At 64.3% G+C, this 18,730-nt stretch carries 15 protein-coding genes and 1 pseudogene; 13 read left to right on the top strand and 3 right to left on the bottom strand.

Annotation, left to right across the window (positions count from 1 at the left end):
- The first annotated feature begins 119 nt into the window (after window positions 1-119).
- From pcaF to QJT78_RS28190, 6 genes and pseudogenes are all read left to right on the top strand, one after another.
- Window positions 120-1,328: a 3-oxoadipyl-CoA thiolase gene (pcaF, locus tag QJT78_RS28215; protein WP_028149379.1), complete on the top strand. Its 1,209-nt coding sequence runs from the start codon at window positions 120-122 to the stop codon at window positions 1,326-1,328.
- A 154-nt stretch (window positions 1,329-1,482) separates the two neighbouring features.
- Entirely contained in the window at window positions 1,483-2,376 is an 894-nt protein-coding gene (locus QJT78_RS28210) for a dioxygenase (RefSeq protein WP_028149380.1), read from the top strand.
- 117 nt (window positions 2,377-2,493) lie between these two features.
- Window positions 2,494-3,195: a protocatechuate 3,4-dioxygenase subunit beta gene (gene pcaH / locus QJT78_RS28205; protein WP_028149381.1), complete on the top strand. Its 702-nt coding sequence runs from the start codon at window positions 2,494-2,496 to the stop codon at window positions 3,193-3,195.
- The gene (pcaG, locus tag QJT78_RS28200; RefSeq protein WP_028149382.1) at window positions 3,196-3,786 is read left to right on the top strand and encodes a protocatechuate 3,4-dioxygenase subunit alpha; all 591 of its coding nucleotides are present in this window, start codon (window positions 3,196-3,198) and stop codon (window positions 3,784-3,786) included.
- Window positions 3,787-4,050: 264 nt separating this feature from the next.
- Entirely contained in the window at window positions 4,051-5,742 is a 1,692-nt protein-coding gene (locus QJT78_RS28195; RefSeq protein WP_038943834.1) for a methyl-accepting chemotaxis protein, read from the top strand.
- Between the two features lie 48 nt (window positions 5,743-5,790).
- Window positions 5,791-6,881, top strand: a pseudogene (locus QJT78_RS28190) (phosphotransferase).
- Between the two features lie 135 nt (window positions 6,882-7,016).
- Here the strand turns inward: QJT78_RS28190 and QJT78_RS28185 are convergent.
- Genes QJT78_RS28185 through QJT78_RS28175 form a run of 3 tightly spaced genes read right to left on the bottom strand, consistent with a single transcriptional unit; the run spans window position 7,017 to window position 10,228 of the window.
- Window positions 7,017-8,573: an MDR family MFS transporter gene (locus QJT78_RS28185; protein ID WP_028149385.1), complete on the bottom strand. Its 1,557-nt coding sequence runs from the start codon at window positions 8,571-8,573 to the stop codon at window positions 7,017-7,019.
- Between the two features lie 16 nt (window positions 8,574-8,589).
- A complete protein-coding gene (locus QJT78_RS28180) occupies window positions 8,590-9,753 on the bottom strand; it encodes an HlyD family secretion protein (RefSeq protein WP_028149386.1) in 1,164 nt (387 codons plus the stop codon).
- Window positions 9,746-10,228, bottom strand: coding sequence for a MarR family transcriptional regulator (locus tag QJT78_RS28175; RefSeq protein ID WP_014491125.1), 483 nt, complete (start codon window positions 10,226-10,228; stop codon window positions 9,746-9,748). Before QJT78_RS28175 ends, QJT78_RS28180 begins: the two co-directional genes overlap by 8 nt.
- Before the next feature lie 155 nt (window positions 10,229-10,383).
- On the opposite strand from QJT78_RS28175, the gene QJT78_RS28170 reads away from it, so the two are divergent.
- The 7 genes from QJT78_RS28170 to QJT78_RS28140 all read left to right on the top strand — a co-directional run bounded on the left by QJT78_RS28170 (window position 10,384) and on the right by QJT78_RS28140 (window position 18,610).
- The gene (locus tag QJT78_RS28170) at window positions 10,384-10,878 is read left to right on the top strand and encodes a transcriptional repressor (RefSeq protein WP_038943833.1); all 495 of its coding nucleotides are present in this window, start codon (window positions 10,384-10,386) and stop codon (window positions 10,876-10,878) included.
- Between the two features lie 34 nt (window positions 10,879-10,912).
- Window positions 10,913-11,866: a DMT family transporter gene (locus tag QJT78_RS28165; protein ID WP_038943832.1), complete on the top strand. Its 954-nt coding sequence runs from the start codon at window positions 10,913-10,915 to the stop codon at window positions 11,864-11,866.
- Between the two features lie 12 nt (window positions 11,867-11,878).
- Entirely contained in the window at window positions 11,879-13,162 is a 1,284-nt protein-coding gene (ispG, locus tag QJT78_RS28160; protein WP_028149389.1) for a flavodoxin-dependent (E)-4-hydroxy-3-methylbut-2-enyl-diphosphate synthase, read from the top strand.
- Between the two features lie 191 nt (window positions 13,163-13,353).
- Window positions 13,354-14,250 (top strand): TauD/TfdA family dioxygenase, encoded by an 897-nt coding sequence (locus QJT78_RS28155; RefSeq protein WP_028149390.1) that lies wholly within the window; start codon window positions 13,354-13,356, stop codon window positions 14,248-14,250.
- Window positions 14,251-14,387: 137 nt separating this feature from the next.
- Window positions 14,388-17,018 (top strand): SUMF1/EgtB/PvdO family nonheme iron enzyme, encoded by a 2,631-nt coding sequence (locus QJT78_RS28150; RefSeq protein WP_080586657.1) that lies wholly within the window; start codon window positions 14,388-14,390, stop codon window positions 17,016-17,018.
- A gap of 81 nt (window positions 17,019-17,099) precedes the next feature.
- Window positions 17,100-17,531, top strand: a complete 432-nt coding sequence (locus QJT78_RS28145) for a hypothetical protein (protein ID WP_028149391.1) — start codon at window positions 17,100-17,102, stop codon at window positions 17,529-17,531.
- A 263-nt stretch (window positions 17,532-17,794) separates the two neighbouring features.
- Window positions 17,795-18,610 carry an N-acetylmuramoyl-L-alanine amidase gene (locus QJT78_RS28140; protein WP_028149392.1) on the top strand — a complete coding sequence of 272 codons (816 nt, stop codon included), beginning with the start codon at window positions 17,795-17,797 and terminating at the stop codon, window positions 18,608-18,610.
- Window positions 18,611-18,730: the final 120 nt, after the last annotated feature.

The raw sequence follows: 18,730 nt of genomic DNA, 5'->3' as shown, positions 1-18,730 counted from the left end.
GCGTGTGCACCCCTCGGAACACGCGCGAAACCGTCAATTGACCTGCCGCGGGCGCCCTCCTAAAACTCCGCGGACATTGAAGAATTTGGGCCGGACCGCGGCATTCAGGGAGAACAACGATGCGTGACGTCTTTATCTGCGATGCCGTGCGGACCCCGATCGGCCGTTTCGGCGGCTCGCTCGCCAAGGTGCGCGCCGACGACCTCGCGGCGGCCCCGATCAAGGCGCTGATGGCCAAGCATCCCAATCTCGACTGGGCACAGGTCGACGAAGTCTTCTTCGGCTGCGCCAACCAGGCCGGCGAGGACAACCGCAACGTCGCGCGCATGGCGCTGCTGCTTGCGGGCCTGCCGGATTCGGTTCCCGGCCAGACCCTGAACCGGCTCTGCGCCTCCGGCCTCGATGCGGTCGGCGCGGCCGGCCGCGCCATCCGCTCCGGCGAGATCGAGCTTGCGATCGCGGGCGGCGTCGAATCCATGACCCGCGCGCCCTTCGTGATGGGCAAGGCGCAGGAAGCCTTCTCGCGCTCCGCCGAGATTTTCGACACCACCATCGGCTGGCGTTTCATCAATCCGCTGTTGAAGGCGCAGTATGGCGTCGATGCCATGCCGGAGACCGGCGAGAACGTCGCCGAGGAATTCCAGGTCTCGCGCGCCGACCAGGACGCCTTCGCGATCCGCTCGCAGCAGCGCGCGGGCGCGGCGATCGCGGCGGGTTATTTCGCCGAGGAAATCACGCCGATCACCATCCCCGGCGGCAAGGCCGGCCCGATTACAGTCGACAAGGACGAGCATCCGCGCCCGGAGACCACGCTGGAGGGCCTGGCAAAACTGAAGCCGATCGTGCGCAATCCCGGCACCGTCACCGCCGGCAACGCCTCCGGCGTCAATGACGGCGCGGCCGCGATGATCCTCGCCTCCGAGGCCGCGGTGAAGAAGCACGGCCTGACGCCCCGCGCGCGTATCCTCGGCCTCGCCTCGGCCGGCGTGCCGCCGCGCATCATGGGCATCGGCCCAGTGCCGGCGACCCGCAAGCTGATGGAGCGCCTCGGCAAGAAGATCAGCGATTTCGACCTGATCGAGCTCAACGAGGCCTTCGCCTCGCAAGGCATCGCCTGCATGCGCCAGCTCGGCGTTGCCGACGACGCCGATTACGTCAATCCGCATGGCGGCGCCATCGCGCTCGGCCATCCCCTCGGCATGAGCGGCGCGCGCCTCGCGCTCACCGCCGTCCACGGCATGGAAAAGCGCGGCGGCAAGCTGGCGCTGGCCACCATGTGCGTCGGCGTCGGCCAAGGCGTCGCGGTTGCGATCGAGAAGTTGAACTGACGGGCCACCAAGTGGCCCGTCATCCCGGAGACGGGTGCCACAGACTCGTCATGCCCGGGCTTGTCCCGGGCATCCACGTTCTTGGTGCCGCGAGAAGAAGGTCGTGGATGGCCGGGACAAGCCCGGCCATGACGCAAGGTGAGGGGACCGTCCCATGATCATCGAGCGCGAGCAGGACGTCACGGCCGCGGCACTGGCGGTGATGGAGCGGACGTCCGATCCGCGGCTGCGCCAGATCATGGTCTCGCTGGTCAAGCATCTGCACGCCTTCGTCCGCGATGTCCGCCTGACCGAGAAGGAGTTCCGGGACGTGACCGCGATCGTGGCCGAGCTCGGCAAGCTCACGACCGACACGCACAACGAAGTCGTGCTCATGGCGGGCTCGCTCGGCGTCTCGCCGCTGGTGTGCCTGCTCAACAACGGCGATCAGGGCAACACCGAAACCGATCAGTCGCTGCTCGGCCCGTTCTGGCGGCTGAACTCGCCGCGGGTCGAGAATGGCGGCTCGATCGTCCGCTCGGAAACGCCGGGTGCGCCGCTGTTCGTCAGCGGCCGCGTCGTCGACAGGGACGGCCGTCCCGTCACGGGTGCGGAGGTCGATGTCTGGCACGCCTCGCCGGTCGGGCTCTATGAGAACCAGGACCCCGAGCAGGCCGACATGAACCTGCGCGGCAAGTTCACGACTGACCAGGATGGGCGCTTCGCCTTCCGCTCGGTGATGATGGTCGGCTACCCCATCCCGACCGACGGCGTGGTCGGCCGCCTCCTGGAGGCGCAGAGCCGGCATCCCTATCGGCCCGCGCATCTGCACGCGCTGATCTTCAAGCCCGGATTCAAGGTGCTGATCTCGCAGGTCTACGACCCCGCCGACCCGCATATCGACAGCGACGTGCAGTTCGGGGTGACGCAGGCACTGATCGGTAAGTTCCAGCGCCACGACACGCCGCATCCGACCGCACGAGACGTCCCGACCCCCTGGTATTCGCTCGACCACACCTACCGGCTGGAGGCCGGTGAGGCCGTGCTGCCGCGTCCGCCGATCAAATAGCGTGGTCCTGCCGGCGCAGGACGCCTGCCAAACCCGCTTCCCTAGATTAGTTATGTTCTATAATGATCGGGGAAGCGTTGACCGGCCGGAGCAAAATGGCCGGGGAGGAGTTCGCCAATGACATTCATCTATCCCGTCGACAGCAACAAGGCGCATCCGCTGCCGCTGTCGCCCGAATACAAGAGCTCGATCAAGCGCGCGCCGAACAAGCCCTTGATCCCGATGCGCCACACGCTGTCGGAATTGACCGGCCCGGTCTACGGCCACGAGACCGTGCGCGAGGGCGATGCCGATCTCACCACCCAGCATACCGGCGAGCCGATCGGCGAGCGCATCATCGTGCATGGCCATGTGCGCGACGAGGACGGCCGCGGCGTGCCGAATTCGCTGGTCGAGATCTGGCAGGCCAATTCCTGCGGACGTTACGTTCACGTCCGCGACCAGCACCCGGCGCCGCTCGATCCGAACTTCACCGGCGCGGGCCGCACCGTGAGCGATGCCGACGGCTACTACCGTTTCGTCACCATCAAGCCTGGCGCCTATCCCTGGGGCAATCACCACAACGCCTGGCGCCCCGCGCATATACATCTGTCGGTGTTCGGCCATTCCTTCGTCACGCGCCTCGTTACGCAGATGTACTTCCCGAACGACCCGCTGTTCCCGTTCGACCCGATCTTCAACTCGGTGCCGGACGAGAAGGCGCGGGCGCGGATGGTGTCGTCATTCGACCTCGAGAACACGCAGCCCGAATGGGCGCTGTGCTACCGCTTTGACATCGTGCTGCGCGGCAAGAACGCCACGCCAATGGAGAACACTTAAGTGCAGGACAACGGTATTACCCCATCGCAGACCGTCGGTCCGTTCTTCAAATACGGCCTGACACCGACCGGCGAATACGCCTGGAACGACGCGTTCACCAACTCGACGCTGACGCCCGACGTCACCGGGGATCGCGTCCGCATCGAAGGCCGCGTGTTCGACGGCGACGGCGTCGTGGTGCCCGACGCCATGCTGGAGATCTGGCAGGCGGATGCGCAGGGCCGCTTCGCCGACCCCCAGGACAAGCGCGCATTGCCGAATGCGAGCTTCCGCGGCTTTGCCCGTTGCGGCACCGACAAGGACGGCAATTATTCCTTCGACACCATCAAGCCGGGCGCGGTGCCCGATCCCGACGGCAAGCCACAGGCGCCGCACATCGTCCTTGCGGTGTTCGGCCGCGGCATGCTGCGGCATCTCTACACCCGCATCTATTTCAGCGACGAGGCCGGCAATGCCGCCGATCCCGTGCTGGGACTGGTGCCGGCCGATCGCCGCGCGACGCTGATCGCGGCGCGCGAGGCGGGGAAGGCGGTCTATCGGCTCGACCTGCGGCTTCAGGGCGACGACGAGACGGTCTTCTTTGACATGTGAGGTAGCAACGCGTGGCGGCGATATCGACAGCCGCCACGCACTTCTCATCCAGCGCAACTGAGCTGGTTGCTGCGTTTCATCGGGCCTGAGACGTTTCTGTTCGTGCCCCGAGTCGGTCTCGCTGACTCAAAAACAACCGATTGACGTCCTGTTTCCGTAATTTTCCGGTGTCCGCGGGATACAATTTCCGCGCGAAGCAATCCCGTGTTTACCGCAGTTGTTTAGGGTCCGTTCGGATTTCGACCCGCGCCATTGGATTGTTCCATGAAAATTCGTCTCTCGCTTTCTTCTGCGGTCATTGCATTCGGGATCGTTCTCGCCATCGGCTTTACTGCCGTCGTCTCGACCAGCCTTTACGCCCTGCGCGAGCTCAAGGTCGGCGGTCCGCTTTATTCCGACATCAAGCTCGGCAACGACCTCATCGCGGACATCCTGCCGCCGCCCGAATATGTGATCGAAGCCTATCTCGAGGCCACGCTCGCCATGCGCGAGCCGGACCAGCTGTCGGCCCATGGCGAACGCCTGGTCCAGCTCCGCAAGGATTACGACGAGCGCAAGGCATTCTGGACCACCTCCAGCCTCTCCACCGATCTGAAGACGGCGCTGGTGTCGAAATCCGACGCCGAGGTCCAGAAGTTCTGGAAGCTTCTGTCCGACCAGCTCCTGCCGGCCCTCAAAGCCAAGGACGTGCCCGGCGCCGAACGCGCCTATGCGCAGCTCAAGGGCGCCTATACTGCGCACCGCGCCGTCATCGACAGCATCGTCGAGAGCGCCAACAAGCAGAATGCCGACATGGAGAAGCTGGCCGCCGAACGCGACAGCTCGATCCTCTACATTCTCCTCGGCGTCTCCGCGGCCGTCCTGGCCTTCATTGCCGCAGGCCTGCTCGGGGTCGCGCTTGGCGTGGTGCGCCCGATCGTGCGCATGACGGACACGATGCAGAAGCTCGCGACCGGCGATCTCGCCGCCGACATCCCGTTCGCGCACCGGCAGGACGAGGTCGGGTCGATGGCGGGTGCGCTCCAGGTGTTCAAGCAGGGGGCGATCGAGAATTCGCGCCTGCGCGAGGAGCAGTTGCAGAAGGAGCAGGAGGCCGCGACGGCCAAGCGTGGCGCCCTGCACCAGATGGCCGAGACCGTCGAGCGCGAGACCGGCCGCTCGGTCGATTCCGCGAGCGTGGCAAGCCAGGGCGTCGAACGGGCCGCCTCCAGCCTCTCAGAGATCGCCCGGTCGCTGTCCGCGGAGTCGCAGGCGGTGGCCTCGGCGTCCACCCAGGCGCTGGGTAGCTCGCAGACCGTCTCGGCCGCGGCCGAAGAACTGAGCGCCTCGATCCGGGACATCGCAACGCAGGTGGCACGGACCAGCACGGTCACGAAATCGGCGGTCGCGGGCCGCGAGCAGGCGCGTTCGACCATCCAGGCGCTGGCGGGCGCGGTGAAGAAGATTGCGGAAGCCTCCGACCTCATTGGCGGCATCGCCGGCCAGACCAACCTCCTGGCCCTCAATGCCACGATCGAGGCCGCGCGGGCCGGCGAGGCTGGCCGCGGCTTTGCGGTGGTTGCGGCCGAAGTGAAATCCCTGTCCGACCAGACCGCCAAATCCACCGAAGAGATCGGGCGCCTGATCGCCGAGGTGCAGGCCTCGACGAAGGCCGCAGTCGATGCCGTCGAGACGATGGGAGGCCACATCGTCGAGATCGACGGCGTGGCGACCTCGGTCGCGGCGGCGATGGAAGAGCAGGACTCCGCAACGCGGGAGATCGCGCGGTCGATTTCCGAATCGGCATCCGCTGCGAAGGAGGTCTCGGCCAAGATCGCCAATGTCAGCCGCGACGCCGCCTCGGTGGACGCGCGCGCCACGGAGGTGAGGCAGGCGATCGCGGGCATGGCGGCCAACCTGGAATCGCTGCGGTCCGTCGTCGTCCGCACCGTGCGCGACTCGACCGCTGCGGCTTGAGCCGGGTGCGAGGTCTGCGGCTGGTGCGTGGGGTCGTGATCGTGCAGTATGGCGCGAGACGGGGGCATCGTGGCTTTCATGACGAATCCGCAACTGACGGGGATCACTGAGCCTGCTCAGCTTACAGCTGCGCTACGTAAGGCAGGCGCGCTGGATCGTGGCGCTGTCCGCGAAGTGAAGGTGCTGCATGAGCGTGACACGATCCTGTCGCACATCGTGCGACTCGGCTTGCGCTATGTCGGCGAGTCTGCTGGTGCGCCGCAATCCCTGATCCTGAAGACCGCGCATTCCGCCTTCGCGAAGACGCTTGCAATGGCGGCCGGCACGAAGTGACCTTCTACACGAAGCTTGCCCCGCAGATGCCGCCGGGGCTCGTGCCGCGCTGTTTCGACGGTCATTTCGACGAAGAAAGTCAGACCTGGCATCTACTGCTCGAGGACCTCACCGACAGCCATGAGATCGCGACGCAATGGCCGCTGCCGCCCTCGCGCGCGCAGGCGATGGCGATCGTCACCACGCTGGCCCGCATGCATGCAGCGTGGTGGGACCATCCCGGTCTCGGCGAGACCGTCGGCACCTGGGCGAGCGCTGAGGACAGCGCAAGCCACATGGAGACCTTCGCCGGCCATTACGATCGCTTCGCCGACCTGCTCGGCGACCGCCTCAGCGAAGAGCGCCGCGTCCTCTACCGCCGCCTCATCGATCAGTCGGCCCGGCTATCCCAGCGTTACCACTCTCGCCGCCACGCTACGATCACTCACGGCGACGCGCATACCTGGAATTTTCTGCTTCCGCGCGCCAGCGTCGCGGATAGCGTGCGCATCTTCGATTTCGACCTCTGGGGCATCAATGTGCCTACCACCGACCTCGCCTACATGATGGCGATGCAATGGTATCCAGATCGCAGGCAGGCACTCGAGCGGGCGCTGCTCAATCGTTATCACGAGACGCTGATAGCCAACGGCGTCAGCAGCTACACGCGCGGCGCGCTCGATCAGGATTATCGTCTGTCGGTGCTCTGGCACATCACCAAGCCGGTCTGGCAGTGGAGCATCAAACTCCCCCCGTTGATCTGGTGGAATAATCTGGAGCGGGTGATGATGGCGGTGGACGATCTGGGCTGTGAGGAATTGTTGTAGAAGCTCTCGTGTCCCGGGCGCGGTGCAGCGTGTAACGCTGCGCCGCAGAACCGGGACCCAGTTTGCCGTGAACATGGGCCCCGGCTCTGCAGCGCACCGCTGAAGAAGCGCTGCGCTGCGTCCGGGGCACGAGACTTACTCCATCACCGCATGTTCCGGCCCGGCGGCCTGCTTGCGCAGCGTGGCCTTGGTCGAGCCGATCAGCAAGGCGAGCGGGATGGTGCAGAGGATGAAGATCATCACCAGCATATAGTCGTGTGCGAAGGCGATGATCTGCGCCTGCACGCTGACCATCCTGTCGGCCATGGCGCGGCCGGCGTCGGTGGAGAGATTGATCATGCCGCTGACGCTGGGCATCTGGAGCGCGTGGTTGAACGGGTTGATATACTCGGACAGGATCGCGTAGGTCCGCCGCGTTCCCTGCGTCAGCTCGGCGATGACGACGGAGATGCCGACCGAGCTCGCGACGTTGCGCATCAGGGTCAGCATCGCGGTGCCGTCGGTCCGCAGCTCGTTCGACAAGGTCAGGAACGCCACCGTCGAGAGCGGCACGAAGACGAGGCCGAAGCCAAAGCCCTGGATGACGCTGACGGTGACGATCTCCGGCACCTGGGTCAGGTCGGTCCACCCGGTCATCTGGAACAGCGAGCCCGCGGTCAGCGTCAGGCCCGTGATGATCAGCGTGCGCGCCTCGATATAGCGCATCATGCGGCCGACCAGCATCATGGCGAAGAAGGTGCCGAAGCCGCGGCTCGCCAGCAGCAGGCCGGCGGTAATGATGGGATAGCCGATCACGTTCTGCATGTAGGGCGAGGCCAGTGCCATGGTCGAGAACAGCACGAGCCCCATCACGACCATGAACATGCAGCCGGTGACGAAATTGCGATCCTTGAACAGCGCGAAACGGATGAACGGCGTCGAGGTCGTGAAGGAGTGCGCGAGGAAGAAATAGAAGGCGACGGCCGAGACGATGAATTCCGCGATGATCTCATTGGATTCGAGCCAGCCCAATTGCTCGCCCCTGTCCAGCGCGAGTTGAAGCGAGCCGATCGCGACCGCCAGCGCGGCAAAGCCGAACCAGTCGAATTTGAGGCTGATATCCTTCCTGGTCTCGTCCATGAAGATGATCAGCCCGAGCACGGTGATCACGCCGAACGGCAAATTGACGAAGAACACCCAGTGCCAGGAATAGGTCTCGGTCAGCCAGGCACCGAGGGAGGGCCCCATGATCGGGCCCATCATCACGCCCATGCCCCAGATCGACATCGCCTTGGCGCGCTCCTGGAGCGTGTAATAGTCGAGCATGACCGATTGCGACAGCGGCACCAGGGCTGCGCCGAACACGCCCTGCAGCAGGCGGAACAGCACCATCTGGTTGATGTCCTGCGCCAGCCCGCACAGCACGGACGCGAAGGTGAAGCCGGCGGCGCAGATGATGAAGATGCGCTTGCGGCCGAAGCGGTTGGCGATCCAGCCCACCGGCGCCGTCATGATCGCGGCGGCGACGATGTAGGAGGTCAGAACCCAGTTGATCTGGTCCTGCGAGGCCGACAGCGTGCCCTGCATGTAAGGCAAGGCGACGTTGGCGATGGTGGTGTCCAGCGCCTGCATGATGGTCGCGGTCATGGCGCAGATCGTCACCATGTTCCGGCGCAGGCCGGGAACCATCAGGCTGGCATTGGGGCCGGACATCGGATCAGTCCTTGTCTCAATCTTTGTCTTGGTTCGCCGTCGCCGACAATCCGAACAGGCCGGCGAGCGAGCGCTTGTGGCCGGTGTCGATGGTGGCGTAGACGCTCATGCCGGCCTTCAGCTTCCGCACGTATTTGTCGGTCTCGTCGAAATAGATCCTGATCGGCACGCGCTGCACCACCTTGACGAAATTGCCGGTGGCGTTCTGCGGCGGCAGGATCGCGAATTGCGCGCCGGTGCCGGGCGAAAGCGAGCCGATCTTGCCCTTGAAGACGTGGTTCGGGAACGCGTCGACCTCGAGGGTCACAGGCTGTCCCTCGGTGACATAGGTGAGGTCGCTCTCCTTCGGATTGGCGTCGACCCAGGGGTGGGCGACGTCGATGATGGAGAACACCGGCGTGCCGGCGGTGACGTAGCGGCCGAGCTGAATCTGCTCGACCTGCGTCGCAACGCCGCTCATCGACGCCCGCACCACGGCGTGGTCGAGATTGCGCTCGGCGTTCTCGAGCTTGGACTTGGCCTGCGCGTAAGGCGGGAATTTCTCCAGCGGCAGGTCGGTGTCGCCGAGCAGCTGCGTCTTGGCCGTCGAGATCTGCTGCTTGACGTATTGCGCGATCGAACCTGACGTGACCAGGGCGTTCGCCGCATTGTCGAGGTCGAGCTGCGAGCCGTAGCTGTTCTTCACCAGCGCCTGCTTGCGCTCGACGTCGCGCTGCTTCAGGTCGACGCCCTGTTGCGCGAGGTTGAGCATGTCGCCGTAGATCTTGATGTTGGCGCGGAGGTTGTCATAGGTCGACTGCGCCTGCATCAGCTGCGCCCTGGCCTCGTCCACCGCGAGGCGGAACGGCACGGGATCGATCTCGAACAGCTCGTCGCCTTGCTTGACGATCTGGCCTTCCCTCACGACGACCTTCTGGATCTTGCCGGAGATGTCGGGCGTCACCAGGACCTTCTGTGCGCCGACATAGGCATCGTCGGTGCCGACATAGCGGCCGCCGTTCAGATAGAAGGTGAGGCCGCCGACGGCGACGACGAGCGGCAGCACGACCAGGAGCAGGAAGCGGCGATAGCGGCGCAGGCCCGCCACCAGGCGGCGGCGCGGATCGGTGCCGGCTTTCTTGGTGGGCTTGCCGCTGTCGCTCTTTTGCTCGGGCTGGAACTTGAGGACCTGATCAGCCATAGCGCTGCTCCTTACGCGCTTGTTCCGCGCCGGATGTCTGGATCGCGTTACGCACGTTTTCCTTGATGGATTCGAGTTGGGTGAGGAGGCGGTGGGCGTCCGCCGGGCTGATGCCGTCGAGTGCGTTCGCCGTGAGTTCCGATTTCAGGCCGCTCATCTTGCCGAGCAGCGCACGGCCGGCCTTCTTGAGGTAGAGGCGCTTGACGCGGCGGTCCGAGGCGTCGCTGCGGCGCTCGATCCAGTCGCTGTCGCAGAGCTTGTCGATCAGGCGCGTCAGCGTGATCGGCTGCATCTCTAGCAACTCGGCGAGTTCCGACTGCTTCATGCCCTCGCTGCGCTCGACCTTGGCCAGGACTGCCCATTGCGCGCGGGTGATGCCGAAGCGCGATGCCTCCTTGTCGGCATAGACCCGCAGGAGGCGGTAGAGTTCACCGAGCGTGAACAGGAAGTTCTGGTCGACGGACCCGCGGGTCATAACGTTGTCTCCAATGAGCTTGACTATAATAAGCAAGCTTATGATTATTTCGTGGCGGATTAGCGGGACGCTGTCCCGCAGCAAGAGCATGGCTGACAGGCGCATTCCCGGTCGCGCTTTGGGTTCCACGGCCGAAATGCTAGAAGGCAGGCCACATGACCCTCGCAAAGCCGGCATTTCCGACGCCTGACCACGATCACGGCCGCTGCACCGCGGACGCGCTGGCGCACGCCGAGACGGTTTGCGAGGCTCGCGCGCAGAAATTCACGCCGATCCGCCGCCAGGTGCTGGGGGCGCTGCTCTCCAGCCACCGGCCGCTCGGCGCCTATGAGATCATCGACGAATTGGCAAAGTCGATGCCGCGGCCGGCGCCGATCACGGTCTACCGTGCGCTCGATTTCCTGATGGCCAACGGCCTCGTGCACCGCATCGAAAGCCGCAACGCCTATCTCGCCTGCGCCGCTCACGACCACGACGCGACCTCGGCGGTGGCGTTCCTGATCTGCGAGCGCTGCGGCCTGGTCGGCGAGATCCCGTCGGCGTCCTTCGCCAAGGACCTCAATGCCGCGGCGCGCAGCTCGGGCTTCGCGCCCAAACTGTCCGTGGTGGAGATCACGGGTGTCTGCGCCCATTGTCAGAAAGCTGCATAAAGCAACAACGGCGCTAGCCGGTATTCGGGAAGAAATGTCCTCACCACAAGCCATACCGTCCGCCGGTCGCCCCCTCAGTGCCGGCGCCATCGCCCTGATGCTCATGCTGTGCCTGACCTGGGGTTTCAATCAGATCGCGGTGAAGCTGGTGCTGCCGGAGGTGCCGCCGATGCTCCAGGCGATGATCCGCTCGATGGGTGCGTTGCCCGTGCTGTTCATTATAGGCAGCTTGCGCGGCGTCAAATTCTTCGAGCGCGATGGCACGTGGAAGGCCGGCCTGGTCGCCGGGCTGATGTTCGGCGTCGAGTTCGTGCTGATCTTCCAGGGCCTGCGCCTGACCTCGGCCTCGCGCGCGGTGGTGTTCCTCTACACGGCGCCGTTCTTCGTCGCGCTCGGGTCCTACCAGGTGCTCGGCGAGCGGCTCGGCGGCACCCAATGGCTGGGGCTGGCTGTGAGCTTTGCCGGAGTTGCGCTCGCGATCGGCGTGCCGCAGCCCAATGTGGATTCGCACATCCTGCTCGGCGACCTCCTGATCGTGGCCGGCGCAGGGCTGTGGGCGGCGACCACGCTGGTCGCCAAGGGCACAAGGCTGCGCTTCGCGGCGCCGGAAAAGGCACTCGGCTATCAAGTCGCGACCTCGATCCCGATCCTGGGCACCGCCGCCTGGCTGTTCGGGGAGACCATCACCCAGACCCCGTCGCCGCTGTCGCTCGGCCTGAGGGCCTTCCAGGCGATCTGGGTGGTCGGAACCACGTTCACGCTTTGGTTCGCGCTGGTGAAGACCTATTCGGCCAGCAAATTGTCGGCTTTTACCTTCATCACCCCTTTGTTTGGCGTGGTGGGTAGCTATTTCATCATGCACGACACCTTGAGCCTGACATTCGGGGCCGCTGCGATCCTTGTAATTGCTGGGCTTTTTCTGGTTAACCGTCCCAGCTCAACGGCTGCGGCGCCGCGCGATGCATTGCTCAACGTCACCAAAACCTGATATTTGGACCCCATGAACAAGCTCGAAAACCCTCTCGATTCCGACATCGCGGGCCCGGCGCCCCGGCACCGGACCACCCAGGTCAAGGTCGGCGACGTTGCCGTTGGCGGCGGTGCGCCGATCGTCGTGCAGTCGATGACCAACACCGACACCGCCGACATCGACGGCACCATCGCCCAGGTCGCAGCGCTCGCGCGCGCCGGCTCCGAAATGGTCCGCATCACCGTGGACCGCGAGGAGGCCGCTGCTGCCGTTCCGCATATCCGCGATGGCCTGGCCAAGCGTGGCATCACGACGCCCTTGATCGGCGACTTCCACTATATCGGCCACAAGCTGCTCGCGGCCTATCCGGCCTGCGCCGAAGCGCTCGCCAAATATCGCATCAATCCCGGCAATGTCGGCTTCAAGGACAAGCGCGACACCCAGTTCGCCGACATCATCGAGATCGCGAACAAGAACGGCAAGCCGGTCCGCATCGGCGCCAATTGGGGCTCGCTCGACCAGGAACTGCTGACCAAGCTGATGGACGAGAACGCCGCGTCCGCCAATCCGCGCGATGTGCGCGCGGTGACGCGCGAGGCGATGGTGCAGTCCGCGCTGCTCTCGGCCGCGCGCGCCGAAGAGCTCGGCATGCCCAAGGATCGCATCATCCTGTCCGCCAAGGTGTCGGCGGTGCAGGATCTGATCGCGGTCTATCAGGATCTCGCCAGCCGTTCCGACTACGCGATTCATCTCGGCCTGACCGAAGCCGGCATGGGCTCGAAGGGCATCGTCGCGTCCTCGGCTGCGCTCGGCATCCTCTTGCAGCAGGGTATCGGCGACACCATCCGCATCTCGCTGACGCCCGAGCCCGGCGGTGACCGCACCCGCGAGGTGCAGGTCGGCCAGGAGCTCCTGCAGACCATGGGCTTCCGCACCTTCGTGCCGCTGGTCGCGGCATGCCCCGGCTGCGGCCGCACCACCTCGACCACGTTCCAGGAGCTGGCGCGCTCGATCCAGGACTTCATCCGCGACGAGATGCCGAGCTGGAAGACGAAATATCCCGGCGTCGAAGAGCTCAACGTCGCGGTGATGGGCTGCATCGTCAACGGCCCCGGCGAATCCAAGCACGCCAATATCGGCATCTCGCTGCCCGGCACCGGCGAAGCGCCGGCCGCGCCTGTCTTCGTCGACGGCAAGAAGTTCCGCACGCTGCGTGGGCCCACGATCTCCGCCGACTTCAAGGCGCTGGTGATCGACTACATCGAGCAGCGCTACGGCCAGGGCGCCAGGGTCCCGGTAACCGCGGCGGAGTAGGCCTCTCCCAAACATTGGAATCGTAAGGCGGGTTCGCGAAGCGTAACCCGCCTTATTTTTTGCGCGGTCGTAGCCCGGATGGAGCGCAGCGAAATCCGGGGGCGCAGCCCACCAACGACCGTTCCCGGATTGCGCTTCGCTCCATCCGGGCTACGATGGCTCCCAATCAAGAATGATCGGGAGCAACACCCATGAGCTCGCTATCCGGCAAGCAAGGTCCGCGCTATCGCCACACGGCTGAGGAAGGCGCTGCTTACGAGACCATCGCGGTCGAAAAGCTCACCCCCATCATCGGTGCAGAAATCTCCGGTGTCGACATCGGCAAGCTCGTGTCCGGCGATGCCCGCTCCAACCGGCAGATGGACGAGATCCACCGCGCGCTCGCCGAAAACCTCGTCATCTTCTTCCGCGATCAAGAGATCACGCCAAAACAGCATCTCGCGTTCGGCCGCAAGTTCGGCGAGCTGCATTTCCATCCCGCCGCGCCGCACGAGGACGAAGATCCCGCGCTGATGAAGATCTACGCCGACAAGAACTCGCCGCGAGCGAACGGCGAGGGCTGGCATTCGGACGTGTCCTGCGATCTCGAGCCGCCGATGGGCTCGATCCTCTACATCAAGCAGTGCCCGCCGCGCGGCGGCGACACGCTGTTCGCCAACATGTACGCGGCCTATGAGGCGCTGTCGGACCGGATGAAGGCCTATCTCGACGGGCTGACCGCGCTGCACGACGGCGAGCCGATCTATCGCGGGCTTTACGCCAATTACGGCGTCGCCGATCGTCCGTCCTATCCGAGCGCCGAGCATCCGGTGGTGCGCACGCACCCGGTCACGGGCAGCAAGGCGCTCTACGTCAATCGCGGCTTCACCCGCCACATCAACGGCATCCCGCGCGACGAGAGCGACGCGATGCTCGCCTATCTCTACCAGCACGCCGAGAACCCGCTGTTCCAGTGTCGCTTCCGCTGGACCGAGAACGCCATCGCGTTCTGGGACAACCGCTGCACCCAGCACCGCGCAATGTGGGACTACTGGCCGCATACGCGCTCGGGCACGCGCGTGACGGTGAAGGGGGAAAGGCCGGTTTAAGTCGCCACCGTCGCCAATCGCTCAGTGACCTGAATCACGGACTTGGTATTGCCCCCGTCGAATGATGTGGGCTCGTGGTGCTGCTTGCAGGGGCTACAACCAGCGATATACTCGCAAAGGGCGATTTGGGGGGAATTATGCGCTGGGTGGCGGCTACCATTCTTGCGCTCGTTTTTTGCGGGTTCGCAGGTCAGGCGTTGGCCGAAAAGCGCGTCGCTCTGGTGATTGGCAATTCGTCGTACCGGAATGTCCCGAGCCTTCCGAATCCCCGGAATGACGCCGCCGAGATTGCCTCCCTGTTCAGATCTGCAGGATTTTCCGCGGTCGATGCCCGCCGTGATCTCGGGATTTCAGACATGCGGCGCGCAATCAGCGATTTCGCCGAGATGGCAAGCGATGCCAATGTGGCCGTCGTCTATTTCGCCGGCCACGGCATCGAGGTCGATGGTGCAAACTACGTCATCCCCGTCGACGCGAAGTTGTCCCGCGATTTCGACATCGAGGATGAGGCTATTTCCCTCGATCGCATTCTGAAATCGATCGAGCCCACCAAGCGGCTTCGCCTCGTCATCCTGGATGCGTGCCGGGACAACCCGTTCTTGAAGACCATGAAGCGAACCATAGCGTCCCGATCGATCGGTCGCGGGTTGGCGAAGGTCGAGCCCGCGATATCCGATACGCTGATTGCCTTCGCGGCCAAGGCCGGATCGGTTGCGTTGGACGGCGATGCCAAAAACAGTCCCTTCACGGCCGCGCTGCTGCACAACATCGCCGCTCCCGGCTTGGACTTGAGGATTGCATTCGGCCGAGTTCGCGACGAAGTGCTGAAGGTCACCAATCGTCACCAGGAGCCGTTCGTCTATGGATCACTGGGCGGCTCTGTCATCTCGATCGTCGATGCACCGAAACTGCCGCCACCGCCAACGACGGATGACATCGTTTGGAACGCCGTGAAGGATTCGACCTATCCGGCCGTGTTCGAGGAGTTCATCGCGAAGTTTCCGACGACGCCACATCTGAAGGCGGCCGAATCACGGCGTGATGAGCTCAAGCAGGCGCAAGCTGCGGCTGCCGCGCGCATACCCCCGCCGCCGACCGCCGACGAAATCGTCTGGACGGCGATCAGGGATTCGAACTATCCCGCGATCTTCGATGATTTCCTCAGTAAGTTTCCCTCCAGCAAGCATCGAGCCGAGGCGCAATCGCGTGCCGACGAGCTGCAAAAGCAGATCGCCGCCGCTGCCGCCCGCGTTCCACCGCCTCCGACCGCCGACGAGGTCGTCTGGGATGCCATCAAAGGCTCGACGTATCCGGCAATCTTCGATGATTTCGCCAGCAAGTTTCCGGCAAGCCCGCATCTGGCGGACGCCCAGAGGCGCAGGGATGAGCTGAAAAAGCAGATTGCCGCCACGCAAGCTCCGCCACCTCCCGCCGCCGAGGACATCGTCTGGGCCGCGATCAAGGGATCGCGCGATCCCGCGATCTTCGATGAATTCGTGAGTAAATATGCGGCGAGCCCGCACATCGCAGCCGCACGACAGCGCGGGGACGACCTGCGGAAGGAGATCGCCGCTGCTCAAGCGCCGCCACCTCCGCCTGCAGATGAGATCGTCTGGAACGCGATCAAGGAGTCGCACGACCCCGCGATCTTCGAGGAGTATTCCGCAAAATATTCCAGCAGTTCGCACGTCGCCGCCGCACTGTCGCGTCGTGACGAGCTGAAGAAGGAGCGTGCGGCGGCAGCGGCACCTCCTCCGCCCGCGCTTGCAACCGATGAGATCGTCTGGAACGCGATAAAGGACGGCCGGTCGCCGGCCATGTTCGAAGAATTTCTGAGCAAATTTCCCGAAAGCTCGCGGTCGGCAGAGGTTCGCGAGCGGCTCAAGGCACTCCAAGGGACGCAGTTGGCTTCCACCAATGCCACGCTCCCAGCCGTAGACGTGACCCCGCAGCGCGAAGGATCGATTGCGCTCGGCATCAAGGTGTTGTCCGATTCGGAAGAGGCGGCTCTGAAGCAGAGGGCCAGCTTCAAGGAATGTGAAAAGTGTCCGGAGATGGTCGTGGTCCCGCCGGGCGTCTTCATGATGGGGGTGTCGGAGAGTGCATCGAAGCGCACCACGGAATCGTCTCGCCACAAGGTGACGTTCGCCCATTCATTCGCGGTTGGCCGTTACGCTGTCACGTTTGCGGAATGGGACGCCTGCGTCGCCGATGGGGGATGCAATGGGTACAAGCCCTGGGACAACGGTTGGGGCCGCGGGAGACGACCGGCGATCAACATTTCCTGGTCGGATGCCAAGAGCTATGCAGCCTGGTTGTCGGCCCGCACCGGCAAGACGTACCGCCTCCTGAGTGAAGCCGAGCGGGAATATGTGACGCGAGCGGGAACGACGTCATCGTTCTGGTGGGGAGCCTCGGTGTCTCGGGGGCAGGCCAACTACGATGACAAGGCCAGCCAGGACAAGAATGCAAAGGGTGCCTCCGGGCAAAAGACGGCTCCTGTCGATTCCTTCCAGCCGAATCCGTGGGGCCTCTATCAGGTGCACGGCAATATCTGGGAATGGGTCGAGGATTGCGTCAACGACACTTATGAGGGCGCGCCTGTGGACGGGAGTCCTTGGCTGAAAGGCCGATGCGAGCAGCGTGTTCTCAGGGGAGGGTCCTGGGTCAGCAAGGCGGATGCAGTCGAAGCGGGGAGCCGATATGGCGTGCAGTCCGAAGGACGCGTGAGCAACGTTGGATTTCGAGTCGCGAGGACATTGAGATAGCCAGGTCCGAATGCATCGGCCTCGCCAGCCGGAACGATCCCATACAATAACTCTAAGATTTTTTCATTGGAGACTTTTGGAATGACAACCTACCAGGTACGCCTACCGACGGCCTTCTTGATCAAAATCACCGCGGGGCTCGTCCTGTTCTTCGGAATCCTCTGTGGCGCACATGCGGGCGGGGGGAACACGTCGCTCGTCGTTAAATCGGGCGAAGCGAAGGAAATCTGCAAATGCGGAGGACACTGGCGCGTCGACGCCAGTGGCAAGGTCTGGCCCGTCAGCATTGAAATCGTGACTCCGCCGAAGAGCGGCGCCGTGACGACGCGAGCGAGCACCGGGCAACGCAAATTGAGAAGCGGAGAGGCCAAGACCGTGCGGCTGACCAGCGTGGTGTACCAATCCAAGAAGGGGTACGTCGGTGAAGACTCCTTCACGTATCGGCGCGTGACGGCGGACCCCACCGACCCGGATAATGGCAAGGTATATACAGTCGCCGTCACCGTCAGGTAATTGCGACGGGGGCGGATAGGAGCCCTATGATCCGCCCCCCTTCGACCCGCGATAAAGACGGCTGTTACGCCGTGCCAACCCACCCCACGAAGCCGTTCTTGCGTTGACGTCTTCCCGCGTCCGCGCCAATCTTCCCGAAAGACAAATCGGGAGGATCCGCGATGCTCCGCGCCGAGGACAATAAGTTCCTGACCGAGTCCGGCTCAGGCCCGGCGGACGCTATGTCCGAGCTGCCCGATCTGATCGCAGCAGCGGAGTAGGACTTGTCGTTGGGGCGGGGCATCGTCGCAATTCTCCTCGTGTCGCTGGTCGCACTGTTGCTTCCGTCGATCGACGCGGGTCGTGCTGCCCCGGCTCGGAAGCTTGCGAAAGCGAAGCCCAGGCCTGCGCCCGCACCGGAGAAATGCGAGCCGCGAAAATTCCGGATCGTCGTCGACGTCGGGCACACCCCGGACTCCTACGGCGCGCTCAGCGCGCGCAATGATCCGGAGTTCGGCTTCAACTTCCGGCTGGCAAGGCTGGTCACGGCAAAACTCAAATCCGAAGGCTTTACCGCAACCCGGTTGCTCGTCACCGACGGCAAGGCGCGGCCGAGCCTGTTCAAGCGCGTCGGTGCCGCGAGTGACGGCCGGGCCGATCTCTTCCTCTCGATCCATCACGATTCGGTGCCGGACAAGCTGCTCGAGACCTGGGAATTCGACGGCGCAAAGAGCTATTTCAGCGACCGTTTTTCCGGTCACTCGCTGTTCGTGTCCGCGCGCAATCCGCACTTCACCACCAGCCTGAGGCTGGCCCGGATGATCGGCAGGCAGTTGAAGGAGCAGGGCCTGCACTATGCCAGCCAATACACCCTGCCGGTGATGGGCCGCTACCGGCGCCAGCTGGTCGACAAGGATGTCGGCGTCTACCGCTATGACGGGCTCGTCGTGCTGTCGCGAACGAGAAGCGCGGCAGTGCTGCTCGAAGCCGGCTCGATCATCAACCGCGACGAGGAAATGGAGATGAACTCGTCGGAGCGGCAGGAGTTGATTGCGGGCGCCGTCGCGGCGGGGGTCGGGGAATTTTGCGAGCGGCGATAGTTGGTGCTGCCGTCATTGCTGTCGATGTTCACTAATTCGCTGATTGGATCGCGGTGGTCTTGGTAGCGGCGAAGGCCTTGGGAGTTTGTCCTGCCAAGGCCTGATGGGGTCTATGGTTGT

It is taken from the genome of Bradyrhizobium sp. Mp27, assembly GCF_029953005.1.
Classification (GTDB): domain Bacteria; phylum Pseudomonadota; class Alphaproteobacteria; order Rhizobiales; family Xanthobacteraceae; genus Bradyrhizobium; species Bradyrhizobium barranii.
This window is presented reverse-complemented; position numbering and strand designations above follow the sequence as displayed.